This is a genomic window from Streptococcus sp. 45, from assembly GCF_900108865.1.
Lineage (GTDB): Bacteria > Bacillota > Bacilli > Lactobacillales > Streptococcaceae > Streptococcus > Streptococcus ruminicola.
The window spans coordinates 341,217-362,536 of record NZ_FNXZ01000001.1; the positions used below are offsets into that span (position 1 = coordinate 341,217).

A 21,320-nucleotide genomic window follows, 5' to 3' on the forward strand; every position below is an offset into this window, starting at 1 on the left:
CAAAAAAGAACCGCAAATTTCTTTACATTTTGTAAATAAAGCGCTATCATTTAAGTGAAAATTAGACAAATAACTTACTTCCACACTTCATTTTAAACTGTATCATCCTATCTCACACACTTAACCGTTGATAAGGAGAACATCATGAAAAAGAGAACAATGATTATTGTCTGTGCTGCGGCACTATTAGGATTGTCTAGTTTTTTCGTAACAAGTCCGCCACTTGTCTCGGAACCCCATGTCGTCTACGCTGCGGCGACTAGTAGTCAGAAAAAAGCTCTAAACAAGGCTGAAAAGTACTACAGGCTCATGAACATGTCAAAATTAGGCATTTACGACCAATTGACATCAGACGTTGAAAAATATTCTGCTGAAGATGCTCAATATGCCGTTGACCATTTAAAAGCTAATTACAAAAAAGCTGCGCTTAAAAGAGCAAAGAGCTACTACAAGATTATGCACATGTCAAAACAAGGCATCTATGACCAATTATCTAACGAAAATGGTGATAAATTCACCGCTGAGCAAGCTCAGTACGCTATCGACCATGCCAAATTAGACTATAAAAAAGCTGCCTTGGAAAAAGCAAGAAGTTATAAGAATACACTAGACTTGTCATCAGACGAAATCTACGAACAACTCACTTCTGAACACGGCGCAAAATTCACCGCCGAAGAAGCACAATATGCCATCGACCATCTGAATGACTGAGCCAATCTAACCTAGCAAACCTATGACCCATATAGGAAAAACCACCTGGAAAATTTCTAGGTGGTTTTGGTGTGAGAAAACAAAAAAGCAGCCAAAAGACTGCTTCAAAATATTATTCCCCAAACCAAAGGGCAATTTCACGTTCAACTGATTCTGGTGAATCTGAACCGTGAACGATGTTAAATGTTGCTGCTCCTTCTGCTGGTGCTTGAGCAAAGTCACCGCGGATTGTTCCAGGAAGAGCTTCCTTAGGGTTAGTTGCACCCATCATTGTACGCCAAGAAGAAATCACTTCTTCACCAGACATAACACCAGCAATCACCGGACCACTTGTCATAAAGTCCACGATTAGTGGGAAGAATGGACGGTCAACTAAGTCTTCGTAGTGTTTTTCTAACAATTCTGGAGTTGCCATACGCATTTCCAATTTTTCAATTTTGAAACCACGACGTTCGATACGGTGTAATACTTCACCAACAAGTCCGCGTTTCACACCATCTGGTTTAATCATAAAGAAAGTTTTTTCCATGTAAACAATCCAACCTATCTAAATAAATTCACCTTCAATTTTACCATAAAAGAAAATTTTTGAAAAACGTTGAAAGGTATTTTCACTAAAGTTTTAGTTGGGAATTACAATAAGAAATAACAACACAGCTCTAAAACGCCAACAATCGCCAAACCGTTACGGATAACGTTTTGGAACTATTCGAAACAACACAGCGAGTTAAAATAAGGCTTTGTCCGTACACAACTTGTAAAAGTGGCACCCGATTCGGGTGCATTTTTTGTGATTCAAATAGATATAACAAAATTAAACAAGTTTATTTTACTCCTCAAATTATTAAAAAACAAGCGTTTCCACGCTTGTTTTCTTTTTATTTTATTGCTGCTTAACTCACCAGCCAGCCCCAGAAAAAAGGGAGAAGAAAGGCGATGATACCTGCGATAACGAAGGTGATGCGCAGCCATTTTTGCGAAATGTTAGAGGATTTTACCCAAAATGTGATGGAAAAAAGCCACGATGCGGCAAACGGTAGCCAAAAGTACCATGCAAGTGTCATTTTTCATCCTTTCTCTCATTATTTTTTAGGCGATGATTTAATTGCTTACGAGCTATTGCGACTAAGCTTAGCATGAGCGCTTCATAAGTTACAAAGAAGATGATAAAGCAATGCATGAAGTATTCTTCTGGCAGCACCCAGATGATAGGATCTGTTGCTGGGTTAAAGAGCCAACTGCTATCACCAGGAAATAAGGCTTCATGAAAGAGAGTAAAGAATTGGTTAAAACCAATCAAAAGACCTGCTACTGCAATGACAATCGGTAAAATTGCAGCTACGGTAAAAGCTCTCTGATGAAGAAAAAGTGACTTTTCAGCTCTGCTATTTTTCCAAAAACGCCAAGATGGATAAGCCAGTAAGATGAATACTGCTTGTGCTAAATGAAATAGATGCTTCACGTCGCCAAAATGCTTAAGCCCACTAGCTGATGAGGGAAAATCAGGCATAGCTAGAGTGTGCGATAATGGATTCGTCAGATATGTCATCAAGACATTGAAGTTTTTTAAGAGGTCAGCTTTTGTTATAGTCACTTGGAGGGTAAGCTTGAGCCAATCCACCTCTAAAGGATAGATTAACCAAGCGCCGTAAATAGCTACTAGCACTGCTAAAGATAGAAGCCATAACCAAGTGCTAAAGGTCCAAATTCTATTTTTCATCAAAATTCCATTCGTCAAGGCTAGCTAGTACGTGATCAGGTTTTACTGGAAGTGTTGGCACTTCTTCAGGTTTGGTAAATCCTGTTGTCACAAGTAAAGTAGCAATATCATTTTGAATTCCTGCCATGATATCTGTTAGGTAGTTATCTCCAACCATGATAGCTTCTTCACGTTTGACCCCAAGGACGTCCAAGGCTTTGTTCATGATAATGGCATTCGGTTTTCCGATATAAACTGGTTTAACACGTGTTGCAACTTCTAATAGATTGTTAATGGCACCAGCTCCTGGCATCAAGCCACGTTCCGTTGGAATGTTCAAGTCTGGGTTCGTTCCGATAAAGACAGCACCTTTTTGAATAGCCAATGTCGCTACCGCTAATTTTTCATAAGTCAAATCAGTATCAAGTCCAACAACGACATAGGCTGGATTTTCAGTATCTTCGACATAACCTGCTTCTGCGATAGCTGTTTTCAAACCAGTTTCCCCAATCACATAAACAGTTTTGCCACGATTCAAATCGTTCATGTAATCAATCGTCGCCATTGTTGCGGTGTAAATAGTGTTAAGAGGTGTATGAACGTTGAATTGTGTTGCAAGCATTTCTTGGACTTTTTCAGGTGTACGTGTTGAATTGTTTGTCACCAAGACATAAGGAATATTTCTTTCTTGAAGACGTTGAATAAAACGTTCTCCAGCTAGAATACGATCTTTTCCTTTATAAATTGTTCCGTCTAAATCAATCAAATAGCCTTTATAAGTCATTCTTTCCTCCATATATAGTAAATGACCTTTCAGGTAAGTTAAAAGGTCATTAAGTCTTACTTCTTTCCTTAATTATTTAAAAATAGCAGAGCGCTTATTTTTCTTTCCATTCAATGCGTGCTTGAGCTCGTACCACACCTTGAGTGACAATTTCATGTTTGGTTGTCAAGCCAACACGTTCAACACGTGACTTGATGTCATGACCATATTGAACTTCTTTCACATATTTCAAATTAATGTGGTGTGGAATGTATTTTTCCAAAAAGTTAACGTCTAAAACATCATACATCCATTCAAGGTATTTACTATTATTAACATGACCATTTAAATCAAGATCAAAGAAACGCACATGATATAAGGTTTCTTCTGGATTTTCCAAGCCTTCATAACGAGGACCACGATAGATTTTTTTAACTTTTTCTACTTGGTAAACATCCACAATATCATCAACGACAGGATGTACTTTTCGAGTGTCATAATCCATCAAGACAAAGGTTGAATGAATGGTCAAAATCTTCTCACCATCTTCGCCATAGACATTAAAATCACGGTAACAAAAGAGCTTGTTATAAACTGTTGGCACCGTCTCGATTACAATGTTTTCGGTATATTTAGGCAAGCGGTCGATCTCAATAGCATATTCTGTGATAATCCAGACAAGATTATAAGTTTGAAAAACATACTCGTCACTCATTCCAAGACTTAACGATTGTTTGCCAGAAACTTGCAAAACAAGCGATAAGAGTTGTGATAATTTCATATTTTGATTAATATCACTTTCATAAAAAGGTACTTGATATTTTTCTTGATAACTTAATCCCATCTTTTTTACTCCAATATAAATCTCTCTGCGACTGTGTCTCCCAAAAACAGTCCTTTTTTGGTCATGCGTACCACCTTATCATCTGGAACCAATAGGCCTTGCTGACAAAGTTCTCTCACGATTTGACCATAACGTTCTTCAAAAGACAAGCCGAATTTTTCTTCAAATCTGGCGATAGAAACACCTGATTTTTTACGTAATCCTAAGAACAATTCTTCTTCCATCATCTCATCTTTTGTCAATTTTTCTTCTGATAATCTAGCATTACCTTGGGCAACTGCTTTAAGATAATGCTGAATTGGCCCTCGATTACGATAACGGACACCATTTAAATAGCCAGAAGCCCCTGCTCCCACACCAAAATACTCTGCATTGTCCCAGTACATCAAATTATGGCGGCTTTCAAAACCTGGTTTGGTGAAGTTTGAAATTTCATAGTGCTCAAAGCCATTAGCTTCTAACTCAGAAATGATGTATTCAAACATCTCCGCTTCCAAATCTTCTTTAGGTAATTGTAATTTACCGCGACGCATTTTATTCATGAAAACCGTGTGGTGTTCCAGAATCAAGCTATAAAGGCTTAAGTGCGGAATATCAAGTGCAATAGCCTTAGCCACATTTTCCTTGACATCTTCCATAGTCTGACCAGGAAGAGCATAAATCAAGTCAATTGAAATGTTATGAAAACCAGCTTTTTTCAAATTCGAAATCGTTGAATAAATCTGAGCTTCATTGTGACTACGACCAATTTGCTTCAAATGTTTGTCATTGAAAGTCTGAACGCCAAGTGACACACGATTCACGGCTGAGCGCTTGAGCACTTCAATCTTATCTTCTGTTAAATCACCTGGGTTAGCTTCAATAGTGAATTCTTCTAAAGCACTCAAATCCAAGTGCTTAGTCAAATTCGTCAACAAGTACTCCAGTTGTTCTGCAGTAATTGAGGTTGGTGTTCCACCACCAATATATAAAGTACGCAATTTCTTAATATCATAAGACTCAAACTCACGAATAAGAGCCTGCAAATACTCATCGACAGGCTGATTCTTGATAAAAACCTTTGAAAAATCACAATAATAACAAATCTGCGTACAAAAAGGAATATGTACATAAGCTGATGTTGGTTTTGTTAGCATGACGCTATTATAACATTTTTAAGTGAGATAACCAATGAATTAAATACAATAAAATCTTAGCAAGCAAAAAAGGAGAGCACCACTGCTCAATCCTTTTTCATTTATTTTAATTAGTCGATTCCAATTTCTTTACGAACGACATCAGCAATAGTATCGACATAGTAACTTACTTCTTCATCGGTTGGAGCTTCTGCCATAACACGAAGAAGTGGTTCTGTACCACTTGGGCGGACCAAGATACGACCGTTTCCGTTCATTTCTTCTTCCATTTTGCTGATGATTTCTGCGATAGCTGGAACTTCCATGGCTTTGCTCTTCATGCTGTTTTCAACACGAACGTTAACCAATTTTTGTGGGTAAATTGTAACTTCAGCAGCTAGTTCAGAAAGTGGTTTACCAGTTTCTTTCATGACTTTAACCAATTGGATACCAGTCAATTGACCATCACCAGTGGTGTTGTAATCCATGATAATCACGTGACCTGATTGTTCACCACCAAGGTTATAGCCTGATTTACGCATTTCTTCAACAACGTAACGGTCACCAACAGCTGTGATAGCTTTGTTAATCCCTTCGCGGTCAAGTGCTTTGTGGAAACCAAGGTTTGACATAACAGTTGTTACGATTGTGTTGTGAGCCAATTGTCCACGTTCAGAAAGGTATTTACCGATGATGTACATAACTTTGTCACCATCAACGATTTCACCATTTTCATCAACAGCAATCAAACGGTCGCTATCACCATCAAAAGCAAGACCAACTGCAGCACCTGATTCTTTAACAAGTTCTTGCAATTGTTCTGGGTGAGTTGATCCTACACCATCATTGATGTTAAGACCATCTGGATTTTCACCGATAACTGTAATATCAGCATCAAGATCTAGGAAAATATCACGTGCAGATACAGATGCTGAACCATTTGCTGTATCAAGAGCAACTTTCATTCCTTCTAAGCTAATACCTGTTGACACAAGGAATTTTTCGTATTTACGAAGACCTTCTGGATAATCAACAAGTGTTCCCAAACCGTCTGCTGAAGGGCGTGGAAGTGTATCTTCTGGTGCGTCAAGAAGAGCTTCAATTTCCAATTCTTGATCATCAGCCAATTTGAATCCATCACCACCGAAGAATTTAATACCGTTATCTTGAGCAGGGTTGTGACTAGCAGAAATCATAACACCAGCGCTAGCTTTTTCAGTACGAACAAGGTATGAAACACCTGGAGTTGCTAGAACACCGAGTTTGTAAACTTCAATACCTACTGAAAGAAGACCAGCTACCAAAGCTGATTCAAGCATTTCACCTGAAATACGAGTATCACGTGCTACAAATACTTTTGGACGTCCTGTTTCATGCTGACTAAGAACATAGCCACCAAAGCGTCCTAATTTGAAAGCTAACTCAGGGGTCAACTCAACATTTGCTTCTCCACGAACACCATCTGTTCCAAAATATTTTCCCATTATTTTTTTAGCGAAAAATTCGCTTCCTCCATTACTAATATTCATTTCCTAAGGACAAGAAACTTGCTTGTCCAATATTCTTTAATATATAGTCCTAGCTATTATGAACTATTTTTTTGTCACTGTCAACTGTACCGTCACTACAGAAGGCTCTACTGCCACATTATCTGCTGTTAAGTTGACACTCAAATTAGTATCTTTTGTCACATTTGAGACATCGACATTAGCAACCACCTCATTAACAGCGTTAAGGGCATCTTGGCTACCAGCAATCGTCACTTGGTCTTGACTGAGACTATAAGAGATATTTGATAGCTTATCATTCATTTTCCCAGTCATCTTAACAGTCACAGGAACGGTTTTGGTCAATCTCTTAACTGTCACTTCAAGTCGAGCTTTTGACGGGTTAATCGCACTAGCAAGAATTGTGCCATCTGAGGCAACAGCTTGTAGGGCTACTCGTCCATTGTAATTGCCATTTAAGACTTCATTTTCAGGCAGCTTAGCAACCACATGATCGATTTGATCAATGATTGATTCTGCACTTGTGACTTCAACTTCAGATATGTCTGTTGACACTTTCTTCAGCTCATAGCCTCTGGCGATTTGATTATCATCAATGACACCTTGAACATCAAATGTTTTGGTTTTCTTTTTGCCAATAGTCACTGAGATATTATTAGGTGAAGCTGTCGCTGTAACACCTGATGGCAAATTAGTCACCTTAAGAGGCACTGTTTGAGTCCCTTCACCTAAGTTTGACAAGTCAGCAACAACCTTGAAACTTCTCGTGTCATTATTGATTTCAGAGTCCAATTTAACACGGTTGATTGATGTTAAATAAACTTCTGTTTCATACGAATAACCACTGATAAAATACTTATCACTATCGTATTTGATATCGATAGGGACATTTGTTAGGGTGTGGGTGAAGGTCTCTGTTGCGCCAGATACCTGCGACCCAACATGCGTATAATTACTTGTTGTGGCAGTCAAAAATAGGAGAATAGAAAAGATAATGGACACAATAACCAACCAGAATTGACTATTGAAAAACTTTTTCATTTTTTCTTCCTCCAAAATTTTTGATACCAGTGGTCTTCTTCCTCAACTTTTGTAATTAAATGTGTGCGAAGAATCGCTTCAAAATTCTCTTTGGTCAAATCATGCAAAAACTCACCTTTTGAAGTAATTGAAATCCCACCAGTCTCTTCTGACACAACAATTGTAAGAGCATCTGAGTTTTCTGAAAGTCCAATAGCTGCGCGGTGACGTGTTCCGAATTCTTTTGAAATGGCCATTGACTCAGACAAAGGAAGGTAAGAACAAGCTGTCGCGATTTTATTACCACTAATGATTACCGCACCATCATGCAAGGGTGTGTTTGGGATGAAGATATTAATCAACAACTGACTTGAAATATCAGCATCCAAAGGAATACCTGTAGAAATATACTCTTGCAATGTTTGCGTGCGCTCGATAGAAATCAAAGCACCAATTTTACGAGGACTCATGTAAGCAACTGATTTTACCAAGGCTTCAACCAGTTTTTCTTCGTCGCTAACTTGTTGCGTTTGTGAAAAAACTTGCGTCGAACGACCAAATTTTTCAAGACCAGAACGAATCTCAGGAGCAAAGATAACAACACACGCGATAACACCGTATGTGATAACTTGATTCATCAAATAAGTGATGGTCGTAAAGCCAATCCACTCAGCGACAAATTTCAAAATGATAAAGAAGACAACACCTTGAATCAAGGACATAATCTTCGTGCCAGCTAAGGCTTTTATTAAACGATAAATAAAATATGCTACGATTAAAATATCTAGTAAATGAACAACAATAGTCCATGGATTTTCAACCAAAGTTGCCCAAAATTTAGCATCAATAGCCGCTAAATTACTCATACATACATCTCTTTTCTCTAACTAAATAAAACTACCTTTCTATTATACCACTTTTAAAACAGATTTTCTTTATTCGAATATTCCTTTTTGTGGTACAATATTCCTATGAAAGTAAACACATTAATGGGAATTACGGCTGGTAAAGCAGCTCACGCCATTCTTTCAAAAATGGGACGTGGCTCAACCTTGCCTGGAAAAATCGCCCTCAAATTCGACAAAGACATTTTAGATACGATTGCCAAAGATTATGAGATTGTTGTTGTCACTGGTACAAACGGTAAAACCCTCACAACTGCTTTGACAGTAGGCATTTTGCGTGAAGCTTTCGGTGAAATCGTGACAAACCCTAGTGGAGCTAACATGATTACCGGAATCACATCGACTTTCTTGACAGCTAAAAGAGCTAAATCTGGAAAAAAAATCGCTGTGCTAGAAATTGATGAAGCAAGCCTTCCAAAAATCACAGAATACATCACTCCAAGTCTTTTTGTCTTCACAAATATTTTTCGTGACCAAATGGACCGTTATGGTGAAATCTATACAACTTATCAAATGATTTTGGATGGTGCAGCAAAAGCACCAAATGCAACTATCCTAGCTAATGGAGACAGCCCGCTCTTCAATTCAACAAACGTCATCAATCCAGTCAAATACTATGGTTTTGATACTGAAAAGCATGCACCAGAATTAGCTCACTACAACACTGAAGGTATCTTGTGCCCACAATGCCAAAGCATCTTGAAATACAAGCTTAACACTTACGCTAACCTTGGTGATTACGTTTGTGAAAATTGCGGTTTTCACCGTCCAAAACTTGATTATGCTTTGACAGATTTGACAAAAATCACAAATACAACATCTGAATTTGTCATTGATGGGCAAGATTACAAGATTAACGTCGGTGGTCTTTACAATATCTATAACGCCCTTGCAGCCGTGTCTGTAGCTGAGTTCTTTGGAGTTTCTCCTGAAAAAATCAAAGCTGGCTTTGACAAGAGCCGTGCAGTCTTTGGACGTCAAGAAACCTTCAAAATCGGTGATAAGTCTTGTACTTTGGTTCTTATCAAAAACCCAGTTGGTGCTAGCCAAGCTCTTGATATGATTAAATTGGCTCCATATCCATTTACACTATCAGTTCTACTCAATGCCAACTACGCTGACGGAATTGATACTAGCTGGATTTGGGATGCTAACTTTGAATCTATCTTAGACATGGATATTCCACAAGCCTTTGCTGGAGGCGTGCGCCACTCTGAAATTGCACGTCGCTTACGTGTGACAGGTTATGATGAAGATAAAATTACAGAAGCTGAAAGCTTAGAAGATATCATGGCTTTGATTGAAGCTCAACCAACTGACCATGCTTACATCTTAGCGACTTACACAGCTATGCTTCAATTCCGCGAAATCTTAGCAAGTCGTCACGCTGTTGGAAAGGAGATGAACTAAAATGACTTATACTTCACTACAATCTCCTGCAAATAAAGAATATCAATACGAATTAAACGTTGCTCACCTTTATGGAAATCTTATGAATACCTACGGTGACAATGGTAATATTCTCATGATGAAATACGTCGGTGAAAAGCTAGGTGCTAAAATGACCTTTGATATCGTGTCACTTGGTGATAGCTTTGATGCCAATTACTATGATATGGCTTTCTTTGGTGGCGGACAAGATTACGAACAATCAATCGTCGCTAAAGACCTACCAGGTAAAAAAGAAGCTATCGCTGATTTCATCAACAAAAACAAAGTTATGCTTGCAATCTGTGGTGGTTTCCAACTTCTAGGTCAATACTACGTCCAAGCAAACGGTGAAAAAATCGATGGTCTTGGGGTTATGGGACACTATACCCTTAGTCAAAATAATAATCGTTTTATCGGTGATATCAAAATTCACAATGATGAATTTAACGAAACTTATTACGGTTTTGAAAATCACCAAGGACGTACTTTCCTTTCAGAAGATGAAAAACCACTTGGAACATGTGTTTACGGAAACGGTAATAATAAAGAAGACGGTACAGAAGGTGTTCATTACAGAAACGTCTACGGTAGCTACTTCCACGGACCAATTCTTTCACGTAATGCTAATCTGGCTTATCGCCTCGTAACCACAGCCTTGAAAAATAAATATGGTTCTAGTATTGCACTACCAAGTTATAACGACATTCTTTCAAAAGAAGTTGCCGAAGAATATGCCGATACTAAGAGCAAAGCTGAATTTGAAAAATAAGATTTTACAAAAAATGCTTGAAGAAAATTTCTTCAAGCATTTTTATAATCTCTTTTGTGTTCACTTAACCAAGCTATCTTATCGACAATATGTCAATACACTTTTTAAGAGCACAAAAAAACCTTAGCCTAAGCTAAGGTTTTTACCTTAATATAATCAGAGATTATTTTTTAAGGTTGTAGAATGATTTCAATCCACGGTATTCAGCTACTTCACCAAGTTGGTCTTCGATACGAAGCAATTGGTTGTATTTAGCGATACGGTCAGTACGTGAAAGTGAACCAGTTTTAATTTGACCAGCGTTAGTTGCAACTGCGATGTCAGCGATTGTTGAATCTTCAGTTTCACCTGAACGGTGTGATACAACTGCAGTGTAACCAGCTTCTTTAGCCATTTCGATAGCTTCGAATGTTTCAGTCAAAGTACCGATTTGGTTAACTTTGATAAGGATTGAGTTAGCAGCTTCTTCTTTGATACCACGTGCAAGGTATGAAGTGTTTGTTACGAAGAAGTCATCACCGACCAATTGAACACGTTTACCAAGACGTTTAGTAAGTTCTTTCCATCCGTCCCAGTCGTTTTCGTCCATTGCATCTTCGATAGTGATGATTGGGTATTTATTAACCAATTCTTCGATGTAGTCGATTTGTTCTGCAGCAGTACGTTTAGCAGCACCTTCACCTTCGAATTTAGTGTAGTCATAGATTCCGTTATCGTAGAATTCTGATGAAGCACAGTCAAATCCAAGGAATACATCTTCACCTGGTTTGTAACCAGCAGTTTCGATAGCTTTGATGATTGTTTCTACAGCGTCTTCAGTTCCTTCAAATTTAGGAGCGAAACCACCTTCGTCACCAACAGCTGTTTCAAGACCACGTTCTTTAAGGATTTTCTTAAGTGTGTGGAAGATTTCAGCACCCCAACGAAGAGCTTCTTTGAATGTAGGTGCACCAGCAGGTACGATCATGAATTCTTGGAAAGCGATTGGAGCGTCTGAGTGAGAACCACCGTTGATGATGTTCATCATTGGAGTTGGAAGAACTTTAGTGTTGAAACCACCAAGGTAGCTGTAAAGTGGAACTTCAAGGTAGTCAGCTGCTGCACGAGCTACGGCAATAGAAACACCAAGGATAGCATTTGCACCGAGTTTACCTTTGTTTGGAGTACCGTCAAGAGCGATCATAGCACGGTCGATAGCTTGTTGATCACGAACATCGAAACCGATGATTGCTTCAGCAATGATGTTGTTAACGTTGTCAACAGCTTTTTGAGTACCAAGACCGTTGTAACGAGATTTGTCTCCGTCACGAAGTTCAACTGCTTCGTGTTCACCAGTAGAAGCTCCTGAAGGAACCATACCACGACCAAATGCGCCTGATTCTGTGTAAACTTCTACTTCAAGTGTTGGGTTACCGCGTGAGTCAAGGACTTCGCGAGCGTAAACATCAGTAATAATTGACATTATGTTACTCTCCTTATGAGTTTTTAATATTTTTACACTAAAATAATACCATAATATCGGCGCTTAAGCAAATAAAAACGAGAAATTTTGAAAATCGCTACCAACTTTCATAGCTTTTCACAGTTTTCAATAACAAAACAGCCCAAATCTGACAGTTTAGTAAATTTAACTTATAATGATTGTAAGAACATATGGAGGGTCCTGCTATGACTGATTTAGAAAATAAAGTTTTACAAGCCGCAACAGGCGAAAAGCGCTTAAATCCTGATGAACAACGTCTTTATTTTGGAACTTTTGCCGAACGTGTCGTCTTATCAATTCCTCTTGAAGATAGTCGTTTTGAAGAGGTTAAAAATCGTTTTAGTGATATTTTAGGACAATTAGCTAAACAATACGACACAATATTAGTTAAAATTTCTCCAAAACTCTCCGTCTCAAACCAAATGTTTTACATGAAGATTGCTCAAGACAAAAATATTCAAGCGACCATTGTTGATGAGAAGAATGCTCAATCACCTTACGGCATTATCGTTCATTCAACCAAGGCTGAAAATGTAGCTAATCCTCTACTATCTGAACAATTTCCGGCTACAGCTGAAAAACCAAAAGAAGCCCCTAAAAAAGGCTTCTGGTCAAAAATATTTAACAAGGATTAAAATCTAGTAAAGCTTAGTAAATTTCCGATGTTTTGGGCGGTGCGTTCCAGATTTTGCTCGGCTTTATCAAGGGTATTTTCTAAAGTATCAACGTCAGCAATTATCGGAAAGGCTGCTTGAATGTTAGAAATCGGAAAGCTTGGTAAATCATCTTTGAGACTACCACAGATAGCAATGACTAATTTACCACGAGGTGTGCGCTGTGCTAGACCAACAGGAGCTTTACCTGAAAGACTTTGCTTATCCATTCGTCCTTCGCCGACAACAACGATGTCAGCTTTCTGAACACGTTGGTCAAAATCAAGCATGTCAAGAACAGCATCAATGCCAGAAATGATTTGACCTCCAGCAAAGGCTGCTAAACCTGCTGCCATTCCGCCACCTGCTCCCGCTCCAGCCAAATCCAAAACAGCTGGGAAGAAAGTTTGGTAAAATCTTTCCATATCTTTATCAACGCTTGCAAAGTCATCTTTTGCAAGCCCTTTTTGTCCCCCAAAGATGTAAGTTGCCCCATTTGGACCACATAGAGGATTTGTCACGTCAGTGATAACTGTCACCTTCGTTTGAGATAAATCCCAACGACAGCTTTCATAAGAAACCATGGTAATATCACCAAGGTGTTCGCCAACCGCTTCGACTTCATGACCTGTTTTGTCAAAGAAACGATAGCCAAGACCTGCCGCCATTCCCAGACCACCATCATTGGTTGAACTGCCTCCAACACCAATCATGATTTCTTCAACACCAAGGTCAACCAAGTGACCAATCATTTCACCAACACCTTTTGTCGTAAGGGTTAATGGGCTACGCTGATTCATTGGTACTTTTTCCAAACCACAAATGTCTGCCATTTCAAAAACGGCCAATCGACCATTAGTCGCATAATGGGCTTCGACTGGTTGACCAAACGCGCCAGTAACCGTGTGGCTTTCACGTTTTAAATGAAGACCGTCTGTCAAGGCTTCCAAAGTTCCTTCACCACCGTCACCAACAGGCATGACATCAAAAGTCGCATTTGGCATAGCTTTTCGAAAACCTTTTTGAACAGCTTTTGCAACTTCAAGTGCTGACAAACTTTCCTTAAATGAATCAGGTGCAATTAATATATGCATAGTACCAACTCCCCCTTACATTTCTTATTACTATTATATAATTTTTTAAAGGAAAGAGGTTACAAAAACATTAATACGAAGCAAAACTCCCCTTCAATTTTAGAAGGGGAGCTCTTTATATAAGGAAAGTAATGTATTTAAATGTCAATGACTTTTTTGACGTCTTTTAACTTCTAACACTGCTAGGCTGGCAAGACTTAGAAGACCAACAAACGTTAGAGTTTTACTATCTTTTTGACCAGTTTCTGGCAAGGCAACCGTGCTATTTTCAGTAACAGCAACTTTTTGAAGGTCAGAAAGGACTCGAGAAGCAGCTTGATTTCGGACTCCAGTTTGAGTTTTGGCTGGCGCTGTAGCTTTCGACACTTGATTCGAATTAGCTGGCACTTCAGTTTTTGCCACTTGGTCTTGATAAACAATGCCATATTGGCTGAAGTGGTCAACATCAAAGATGACGAATTTAACGACTTGCCCAGCCACTAACTTGCTAACTTCTCTAAAGGCTAGAAGTTGCGGTTGTGCATTTTCTGGAAGATAGAAAACTTCTGCAACAGCTTTACCAGCATCAATTGGTAAGATGACTTGATCTTTTTGAATTGTGCTAACAACATGGCCATAAGCATCTTCAGGCTCAATATCATATAAATCATAGTCTTTACCTTGCAAGACTGAAGGGATTTGACTGTCATTTGTTTCCTTGTGATGAACTTCAATCTGTGTAATCTCTTCACGTTCACCTGGAGCTAAAATGACACTTACACCACTTGCTTGGTCATAAAGGGTACGCTCTGTTTCTGCAGTTGCCTTTCTCAAACGTAGGATTGTTGCTGTTAGCGGATTAAGGGTAATGCTATTTTCCGTAAACGCCACACCTTTTGGATTCAAGATAGCATCGACACCTGCGGTATCGGCGTCAGCAAGAACTTCTGCGTTCAACAAAGCTTTGTAATCATCTGACAAGACAAACTCACGCGCTTTGCTATCAGCATTGACAAAGACTGCATAGATGTCACCATTACTTGCTTGTGTTTGGTAAGCGATAATCAAATCTTCTTGACCAACTCCATTTTCATTTGGAATGGTGATGAGTTTGACCTTGCTATCAACATCAGCTTTTGTCTTAAGGGTAAAGGCATCTGTTGAACGACGAAGAGCGATGAGCCCTTTGGTATAAGCTTGCGTTTTGGCATTTTCTGGGTAAGCCTTGCCGTCAGTTGCTTTTGCCCAATCAAAATGATTAATAGCATCCGTAGAATCGTAAGAATCACTGATAAAGTAAGGATAAACAAATGGTGTGCCATCAGCGTTTGTTAGCAAATCTGATTTTGCTGGGACTTGATCAGCTGCTACTGGTGTCTTATAAGCTTCATCACGGAATTGTTTGGTACGACCATATTCTTGACCAGAATGGATGAAGGCTGTTCCTTGAGAAGTCAAGATAATAAGATTTCCCAAGCGTTGACGACGTAAAATTTCAGCTTCATTTTCTGCTACTGATGGGTCTTTGTGGATTGATTTAGCAATAATATCGTGAAGGGTTAGATTGTCATGAGCTGCAATGTATTGAATCACATCACCTGGATCATCTGCTGTGAAATTATTTGGCTGAGCCTTTATGCTATTAAAGAGCTCTTGCAAATTTTTAACCCCACCTGTAATAAAGCATGGTGCACCTTCACTTGGATACCCTGATTTAAGGAGATTACGAATATCATCAGAGAATGAAGCCACACTGTCTGTGTGTGCCATCCAAGTTTGGTCAGCAGGTTGATGGCTATCATTGGCATCACCAGCATAAGTAATCCAACCTTCACCAAGCATGATAACATTTGGATTCAAAGCTTTTGCTTTGTCATAAGCCATTTGAACAGTCTCAGCATCCAAGTCACCCATCATATCAAAACGGAAGCCATCCACTTTAAATTCTTTTGTCCAATAAGCAATTGAATCAAGCACCATACGTCGTGTCATATAGTGAGTTGTTCCTGGGCGACCTCCACCAAAGCTTGTCTTAGCCTTTCCATCAGCTTCCATGAAGTGATAATAATTTGGTTCCAAATCTTCAAGAATAGCAAGGTCAGCTGTATGGTTATAAACGACGTCTAGGATAACTCCCATGCCACGTTTGTGAATTTCATTAATCAAGTTTTTAAATTCTTCGATACGTTTTGCTGGGTCAGCTGGATTTTCAGAATACATCCCTGTCAAAGCAAAGTAACTTTGTGGGTCATAACCCCAGTTGTAGTTTGTATTACTTGAGGCATAATCTGTTAAGCGCTTGTTATTCATCACTTCGTTAACGTAGTAATAACTCATAACAGGAAGCAATTGAATATGAGTGACACCTAGACTTTGAAGATAATCTAATTTTTCAGCAAACGCCGCAAAGGTACCAAATTGATTGCGAAGTTCTTCTGAAATGGCTGTATCTGACGTAAAGTCACGCACATGCGCTTCATAAATAATAGCATCTTCACGATCTTTGTAGCCTTTGATATCCGCATAAGTCAAGTCTTGATTGCCAATAGCACTGGTATCAACAATAGCTGCCTTAGCCACTTTATAAGATGGATCAGTTCCAATCAAATCACTATTCCACTCAGCTAATGATTTAGCATAAGGGTCAAGTGCCAGAACAGTCTCTTTTCCGCGAGTGATTTCATAGTGGTAATAATAGCCACGATAATCACTAATACCTAAACCAAGACTTGGTGTTAAGCTAGCCGACCATTGACCTTTACCCCCTTTAGTCATAGCAATTTTGCCAACGACTTTGGTTTGGTCATTCTTATCATAAAGAACAACAGAAACACTGTCTGCACTTGGTGACCAAACGGTCAAATCAACATGCGCTCCATTATCAAAAACACGTGCTCCCAAATCACCATCGTAAGCATACTTAGAATCTGTGTATTGCCAACTTTGCTGTGCTTGGTATTGATCGCCATTGTAGCTTACTGTATAGAGACCGTCACTTGAAAAATCACCTTCGATAATAACTTTATTACTTGCCTTATCGAGAGTAATATCTGTAATAGCAACGACATTGCCAGCTTTATCAGTCACTTTAAGATTTTCTAGAAGTTCAGCTTTATCGGCGTCTGCTAGATTGCTGATAATGGCGACAAGTTCTGATTGACTAATTTGTTGTGCGGATGTTAAGCGAATAGTGCTTACAAAATATGGATTCGTATAAATGGTCTTATCCTCATCTTTCAAGAAAATTTGTGTTTGATTAGCTAAATCCTTAAAGGTGTAATTGTCTGGTTGAATCTTAGCCGCATCACCTTCTTTTGATTCATCAAGGAGCAAGAAACCAAGCTCATTAAAATCGGCTAGTGGCACATCGATATAAGCACCGTATTTGCCAAAGTTTTCAAAATCAACACCATCAGGCCAAGAACCTAAGCGACTAGTGATGGAACTGTCTGCACTGCCCCACAACCAAATTGCCAAATTCTTGTAATTACCATCACTACGATAGTAATTAATACGGATTTTTCCTTTTTCAAGTGGGGCGTAATAGTTAGCATTATAATCCTCATCAAACCAAACTTCATTCATGTCTTGGCTGATAAGGTTAACCAGCTTATCCCCTGAAACATTCTCACCACTAGTATTATTGATGAGCAACCCAACTTTGTGACGATTACCATCGACCAATTTCACATCGATGTAATAACCGTAAGCGTCGTGTTTAAGATTAGAAAGATTAATCGCACCATTTGGCCAAGATTCAGATGGATGTTCGACATCTTCCCAAGTCCACAAACCAAGACTGGCTAAATCATCTGATGGCAAGGTCTTAAAGTGAACGCGCAGCGTATTTTCAGCAATTGGCTCTTCTTCTGTCTGAGCGATAAAAGCCTGTGTAATAGCACCTGCAGACACTTTTAGCAACATGGTACCACCTTTTGAAATGGCTGGCGCTTCAATATCAAGATAATACTGACCGTCTTGTCCAAGAAGAGCTTGATAAGTCGTTCCTGTGTAATAATCAGTCACCGTTGCTGCCTCGGATAAAAGTAAGTGAAGTTTTTGTGACTGGTCTTTCAAATTGTACAAAATATAAGCTGCATCTGAGTCATTTGCTCGTTTGGCAAGAAGCCAGCCTTGGCTATCATTAACTGCTACTGTACTGTGACTACCACGCGCCAACAATTCACTGTTATCACGACGGAAAGCTAATAATTTTTGATAGTGTTCTAAAATTGCATTTCCAGCCACGTCGTCCCAGTCGAACTCATAACGATTATCATAATATGGCCAGTTATTAGCACCTGATTGACCTAATTCTTCACCGTAATAAATGACTGGCTGTCCTTTGGCTGTTAGTAAGAGCGTCGCTGCTAGTTTTAGTTTATTTAAATCGCCACCAATACTGTACAAGAAACCATCTTCATCATGACTTCCAAGAAATTGCGCCAAGGTATAGGCACTTGTGAGCGCATCATTTCTGGCAATCAATTCATCATTTGCTTCTTTCAAGCGACCATTAACTAGCAACTTAGCAATATCTTTAAACCCAAAATCAAGCAAACTATCCATGCTACCAGTGCCTAAATCACCCTTGGTATCTTTGTAATTGGCACCCCAACTTTCTCCAACTAGATGGAAATCAGCATCTTTTAGCGCTAGCTCATTTTTGAAATACTGCCAAGTCGTGTCATCAACGTGTTTAACAGTGTCGACACGAAAAGCATAAATGCTGTTTCCTTTGGCGGTTGTTGATTTTTCAAGCCAAGCTGTCTGCCAAGCAACTAATTGCTCACGAACAGCTGCATCTTCCGTCTTGAAATCTGGAAGACCTGATTGTGAACCTTGGATATCATCACCTTTGTCTTCTTCTGGCGTGCGCACCATGCCTGCAAATTTATCTTCCGTACCATAACCCGAATGGTTAAGCACCACATCGACTATGATATTAATACCACGTTCAGCAGCTTGGTCAATTAACTCATGGAAATCATCAAGTGTGCCGAGATGCGGATTAAGCTTTTCAAAATCCTCTGCCCAATAACCATGGTAGGCATAATATTCTTTACCAGCTTCTGTGCTAACATCTTGCGGAATATTATCCACAATTGGGGTAACCCAAATACTTGTCACACCAAGTTGTTTGAGGTAATCAAGCTTTGCAGTCACCCCTTTAAAGTCTCCACCTTTATAAACACCAGCTTGATTAACTGCGCCAGCGTAATCTTGATGATATGGGTTGTCATTACTTGGGTCTCCGTTATAAAAGCGGTCAGTCAACATGAAGTAAATCACTTGTTCATCCCAGTCTACTTCTCCAGCTTGTTTAACACGTTTCGTTACCGTAACTAATACTGTTGTATCGTAATAACCGTTATCCTTATCAAAGACTCGAACAGGAAGTTCATAAGTTCCTGGCTGAGTATCTGACGTTGCTGTAATTGTGACACGATTGAGCTCTGGCGAAATCTCAATAATCCCACCACCGATTTGTGCGGTATCAATTTGCATGCGTGTAATCTCAACATTTTCTGGATTAGTAACTGTCACATCAATTAAATCAGTTTCATTATAATTAAAAGGGCGATAGCTACTTGCAGATACTGAAATATTATGGACTCCAGGTGTCGCTTTTGAAAAATCTTGTCCTGTCACCGTAGCAATATAGTACGGATTGGTATAAACAGTCGCATCATCATTATGCAAGAAAATTTGACTATGAATGTCACGATCAGAAAAACTCATATCAAGCGTTTTATTGCCAGCTTTTTCTGGGTCATTTTGATTGACCAATAAAAAACCAATATTTGAATCTAATAATTTTGACAAAGGTAAGTCGATGTAGCGACCATAAGCACCTTCCTGAGTGAAATCAAGAGCATCTGATGGCCATGCACCAAATTGCCCAGCTACATCGCCCCAAGCCCAGAGACCCCAACCGTCATAATTACCATCATCACGCTTATAATTAATCCGAATAATGCGATCATCTGCCAACGGCTTATAGCTGTAAGTCGTAAAATCAGACGTAACCCAAACTTCATTTACATCTTTTGATAAAGGTTTGATGCTTTGGTCAGAGTCGCTAGTTTTCTCACCGTTTTTAAGAAGGAGGTAACCAATATCACCGTGACTGGCTGCTTGTCTTACGTCAATATAATAACCAAAGTCATCTTTTTGATTTGCTGAAAATGGCGTTGCCGCTGCGGGCCAATTATTACCATCAGACGGTTCAGCTACGGCTCCCCAAGTCCACAAGCCATACTGAGTGTAATTATCATCATTAACTGCTTGGAAATGCACACGAATCGTATCTTCAGCAATTGGAGGATTTGACACTTGATTATCAGGTTGAGAAGATTTTAGGATATTCACCTGATTGCTGTTTTCAGCACTTGTCACTGTTTTTACATCAGCAATTTCAGCTGTTGCTGCTGTTCCTTGAACCTCTTGTGTCTGTGAAATAACTTCTTGAGGCTGTGACTCTGGCTCAGTTTCTTCTACCACTGGACTCTCTGGCTCAGTTGATTGACTTTCGCTATTATCAACTACGTCAGAAGAAGTAACTGTTTCGATAGTTTGATTAGCATTTGCAGCTTTCTCTGACTCAAGAAGCGCCTCACTGCTATCATCTGGGGAAGACATCTCACTGACTACTTCTGAAGAAGCTACTTGAACAGTAATCTGATCTGCTGAAACGCTTGTTAATCCAGCACCCCAAAAAAGAGCTGTCGCAATCGCAACCGAAGCAACACCAACTTTTAGTTTACGAATCCCAAAGTACTCCCGCTTTTCTGGGAAAGAAAGCCGACTTACCTTTTTCATAAAAGACCTCCGTCTTAAAATTAGTAGTATTTTATGCTTTCAGTATACAAAATACTTTATATTTACGCAAGCGTTTTCGTAAAATAAATTTTGCTTTTAGATAACTAATTCTAGTTTATTTCTAACACATTTCCCAGAATTAGTGCAATCGATTGCTTTTAAGGATATAAAGAAAAAGTAGGAAATATTTTCCTACCTCTTCTGCTTAGTAATTTGTGATTTCTGGTCGGTCGTGAACGTTACTTTTTTTGCCTTGGCGGGCTTTCAAAACAGCTTCTACATCCTCAGTTGTAACACCAGTTTCAACTAGCATGACAGCCAAGTGATACAAAACATCTGCCGTTTCATTAGCGATTTCATCTTTGTCAGCATTTTTAGCAGCGATAACAACTTCAGTTGCTTCCTCACCAACTTTTTTCAAAATCTTATCCAAGCCTTTGTCAAAAAGGTAATTAGTGTAAGAACCTTCTTTAGGATTTTCTTTACGGTCTAAGGCTTCTTTATAAAGTGTTTCTAACATAGTT

General features: G+C 39.1%; 17 protein-coding genes. 4 read left to right on the plus strand and 13 right to left on the minus strand.

The genetic code is table 11. The features are described 5' to 3' along the window. Positions 1–144 precede the first annotated feature (144 nt). Positions 145–711, plus strand: a complete 567-nt coding sequence (locus BMX18_RS01645) for an Ltp family lipoprotein (RefSeq protein ID WP_093814819.1) — start codon at positions 145–147, stop codon at positions 709–711. 112 nt (positions 712–823) lie between these two features. Here the strand turns inward: BMX18_RS01645 and ndk are convergent, their stop codons facing one another. From ndk to cdaA, 9 genes are all read right to left on the minus strand, one after another. Next, the gene (gene ndk / locus BMX18_RS01650; RefSeq protein ID WP_039696631.1) at positions 824–1,240 is read right to left on the minus strand and encodes a nucleoside-diphosphate kinase; all 417 of its coding nucleotides are present in this window, start codon (positions 1,238–1,240) and stop codon (positions 824–826) included. Positions 1,241–1,604: 364 nt separating this feature from the next. Next, positions 1,605–1,775, minus strand: a complete 171-nt coding sequence (locus tag BMX18_RS01655) for an NADH-quinone oxidoreductase subunit L (RefSeq protein ID WP_074626505.1) — start codon at positions 1,773–1,775, stop codon at positions 1,605–1,607. Then, positions 1,772–2,431, minus strand: a complete 660-nt coding sequence (locus tag BMX18_RS01660; protein ID WP_074626503.1) for a TIGR01906 family membrane protein — start codon at positions 2,429–2,431, stop codon at positions 1,772–1,774. The genes BMX18_RS01655 and BMX18_RS01660 overlap by 4 nt, the downstream gene beginning before the upstream one ends. Then, positions 2,421–3,194, minus strand: a complete 774-nt coding sequence (locus tag BMX18_RS01665) for a TIGR01457 family HAD-type hydrolase (protein WP_074626501.1) — start codon at positions 3,192–3,194, stop codon at positions 2,421–2,423. Before BMX18_RS01665 ends, BMX18_RS01660 begins: the two co-directional genes overlap by 11 nt. 94 nt (positions 3,195–3,288) lie before the next feature. Then, on the minus strand, positions 3,289–4,017 hold the full coding sequence (locus BMX18_RS01670) for an acyl-ACP thioesterase domain-containing protein (protein ID WP_093814821.1): 729 nt from the start codon (positions 4,015–4,017) through the stop codon (positions 3,289–3,291). A gap of 5 nt (positions 4,018–4,022) precedes the next feature. Further along, on the minus strand, positions 4,023–5,153 hold the full coding sequence (hemW, locus tag BMX18_RS01675) for a radical SAM family heme chaperone HemW (RefSeq protein ID WP_074602390.1): 1,131 nt from the start codon (positions 5,151–5,153) through the stop codon (positions 4,023–4,025). A 110-nt stretch (positions 5,154–5,263) separates the two neighbouring features. Continuing rightward, positions 5,264–6,616 (minus strand): phosphoglucosamine mutase, encoded by a 1,353-nt coding sequence (gene glmM, locus BMX18_RS01680; RefSeq protein ID WP_039696625.1) that lies wholly within the window; start codon positions 6,614–6,616, stop codon positions 5,264–5,266. 108 nt (positions 6,617–6,724) lie between these two features. Next, positions 6,725–7,681, minus strand: a complete 957-nt coding sequence (locus BMX18_RS01685) for a CdaR family protein (protein WP_074626497.1) — start codon at positions 7,679–7,681, stop codon at positions 6,725–6,727. Beyond that, entirely contained in the window at positions 7,678–8,526 is an 849-nt protein-coding gene (gene cdaA, locus BMX18_RS01690; RefSeq protein WP_039696623.1) for a diadenylate cyclase CdaA, read from the minus strand. Before cdaA ends, BMX18_RS01685 begins: the two co-directional genes overlap by 4 nt. 105 nt (positions 8,527–8,631) lie before the next feature. On the opposite strand from cdaA, the gene murT reads away from it, so the two are divergent. Together murT and gatD are read left to right on the plus strand one after the other, a co-directional pair. Continuing rightward, a complete protein-coding gene (gene murT, locus BMX18_RS01695; RefSeq protein WP_039696622.1) occupies positions 8,632–9,975 on the plus strand; it encodes a lipid II isoglutaminyl synthase subunit MurT in 1,344 nt (447 codons plus the stop codon). Position 9,976: 1 nt separating this feature from the next. Beyond that, on the plus strand, positions 9,977–10,765 hold the full coding sequence (gene gatD / locus BMX18_RS01700; RefSeq protein ID WP_093814822.1) for a lipid II isoglutaminyl synthase subunit GatD: 789 nt from the start codon (positions 9,977–9,979) through the stop codon (positions 10,763–10,765). A gap of 163 nt (positions 10,766–10,928) precedes the next feature. Here gatD and eno read toward each other — a convergent pair whose 3' ends face one another. Continuing rightward, positions 10,929–12,227 (minus strand): surface-displayed alpha-enolase, encoded by a 1,299-nt coding sequence (gene eno / locus BMX18_RS01705; RefSeq protein WP_004232506.1) that lies wholly within the window; start codon positions 12,225–12,227, stop codon positions 10,929–10,931. A 206-nt stretch (positions 12,228–12,433) separates the two neighbouring features. Between eno and BMX18_RS01710 the strand changes: the two genes are divergently transcribed. Continuing rightward, positions 12,434–12,883 (plus strand): YueI family protein, encoded by a 450-nt coding sequence (locus BMX18_RS01710; protein WP_093814824.1) that lies wholly within the window; start codon positions 12,434–12,436, stop codon positions 12,881–12,883. Here BMX18_RS01710 and BMX18_RS01715 read toward each other — a convergent pair. The 3 genes from BMX18_RS01715 to hisE all read right to left on the minus strand — a co-directional run bounded on the left by BMX18_RS01715 (position 12,880) and on the right by hisE (position 21,316). Continuing rightward, positions 12,880–13,995 carry a glycerate kinase gene (locus BMX18_RS01715; RefSeq protein ID WP_093814826.1) on the minus strand — a complete coding sequence of 372 codons (1,116 nt, stop codon included), beginning with the start codon at positions 13,993–13,995 and terminating at the stop codon, positions 12,880–12,882. The genes BMX18_RS01710 and BMX18_RS01715 overlap by 4 nt on opposite strands. 144 nt (positions 13,996–14,139) lie before the next feature. Then, positions 14,140–20,796 carry a pullulanase gene (locus tag BMX18_RS01720; RefSeq protein WP_093814828.1) on the minus strand — a complete coding sequence of 2,219 codons (6,657 nt, stop codon included), beginning with the start codon at positions 20,794–20,796 and terminating at the stop codon, positions 14,140–14,142. A 205-nt stretch (positions 20,797–21,001) separates the two neighbouring features. Beyond that, positions 21,002–21,316, minus strand: a complete 315-nt coding sequence (gene hisE / locus BMX18_RS01725) for a phosphoribosyl-ATP diphosphatase (protein ID WP_074564039.1) — start codon at positions 21,314–21,316, stop codon at positions 21,002–21,004. Between the last annotated feature and the right edge of the window lie 4 nt (positions 21,317–21,320).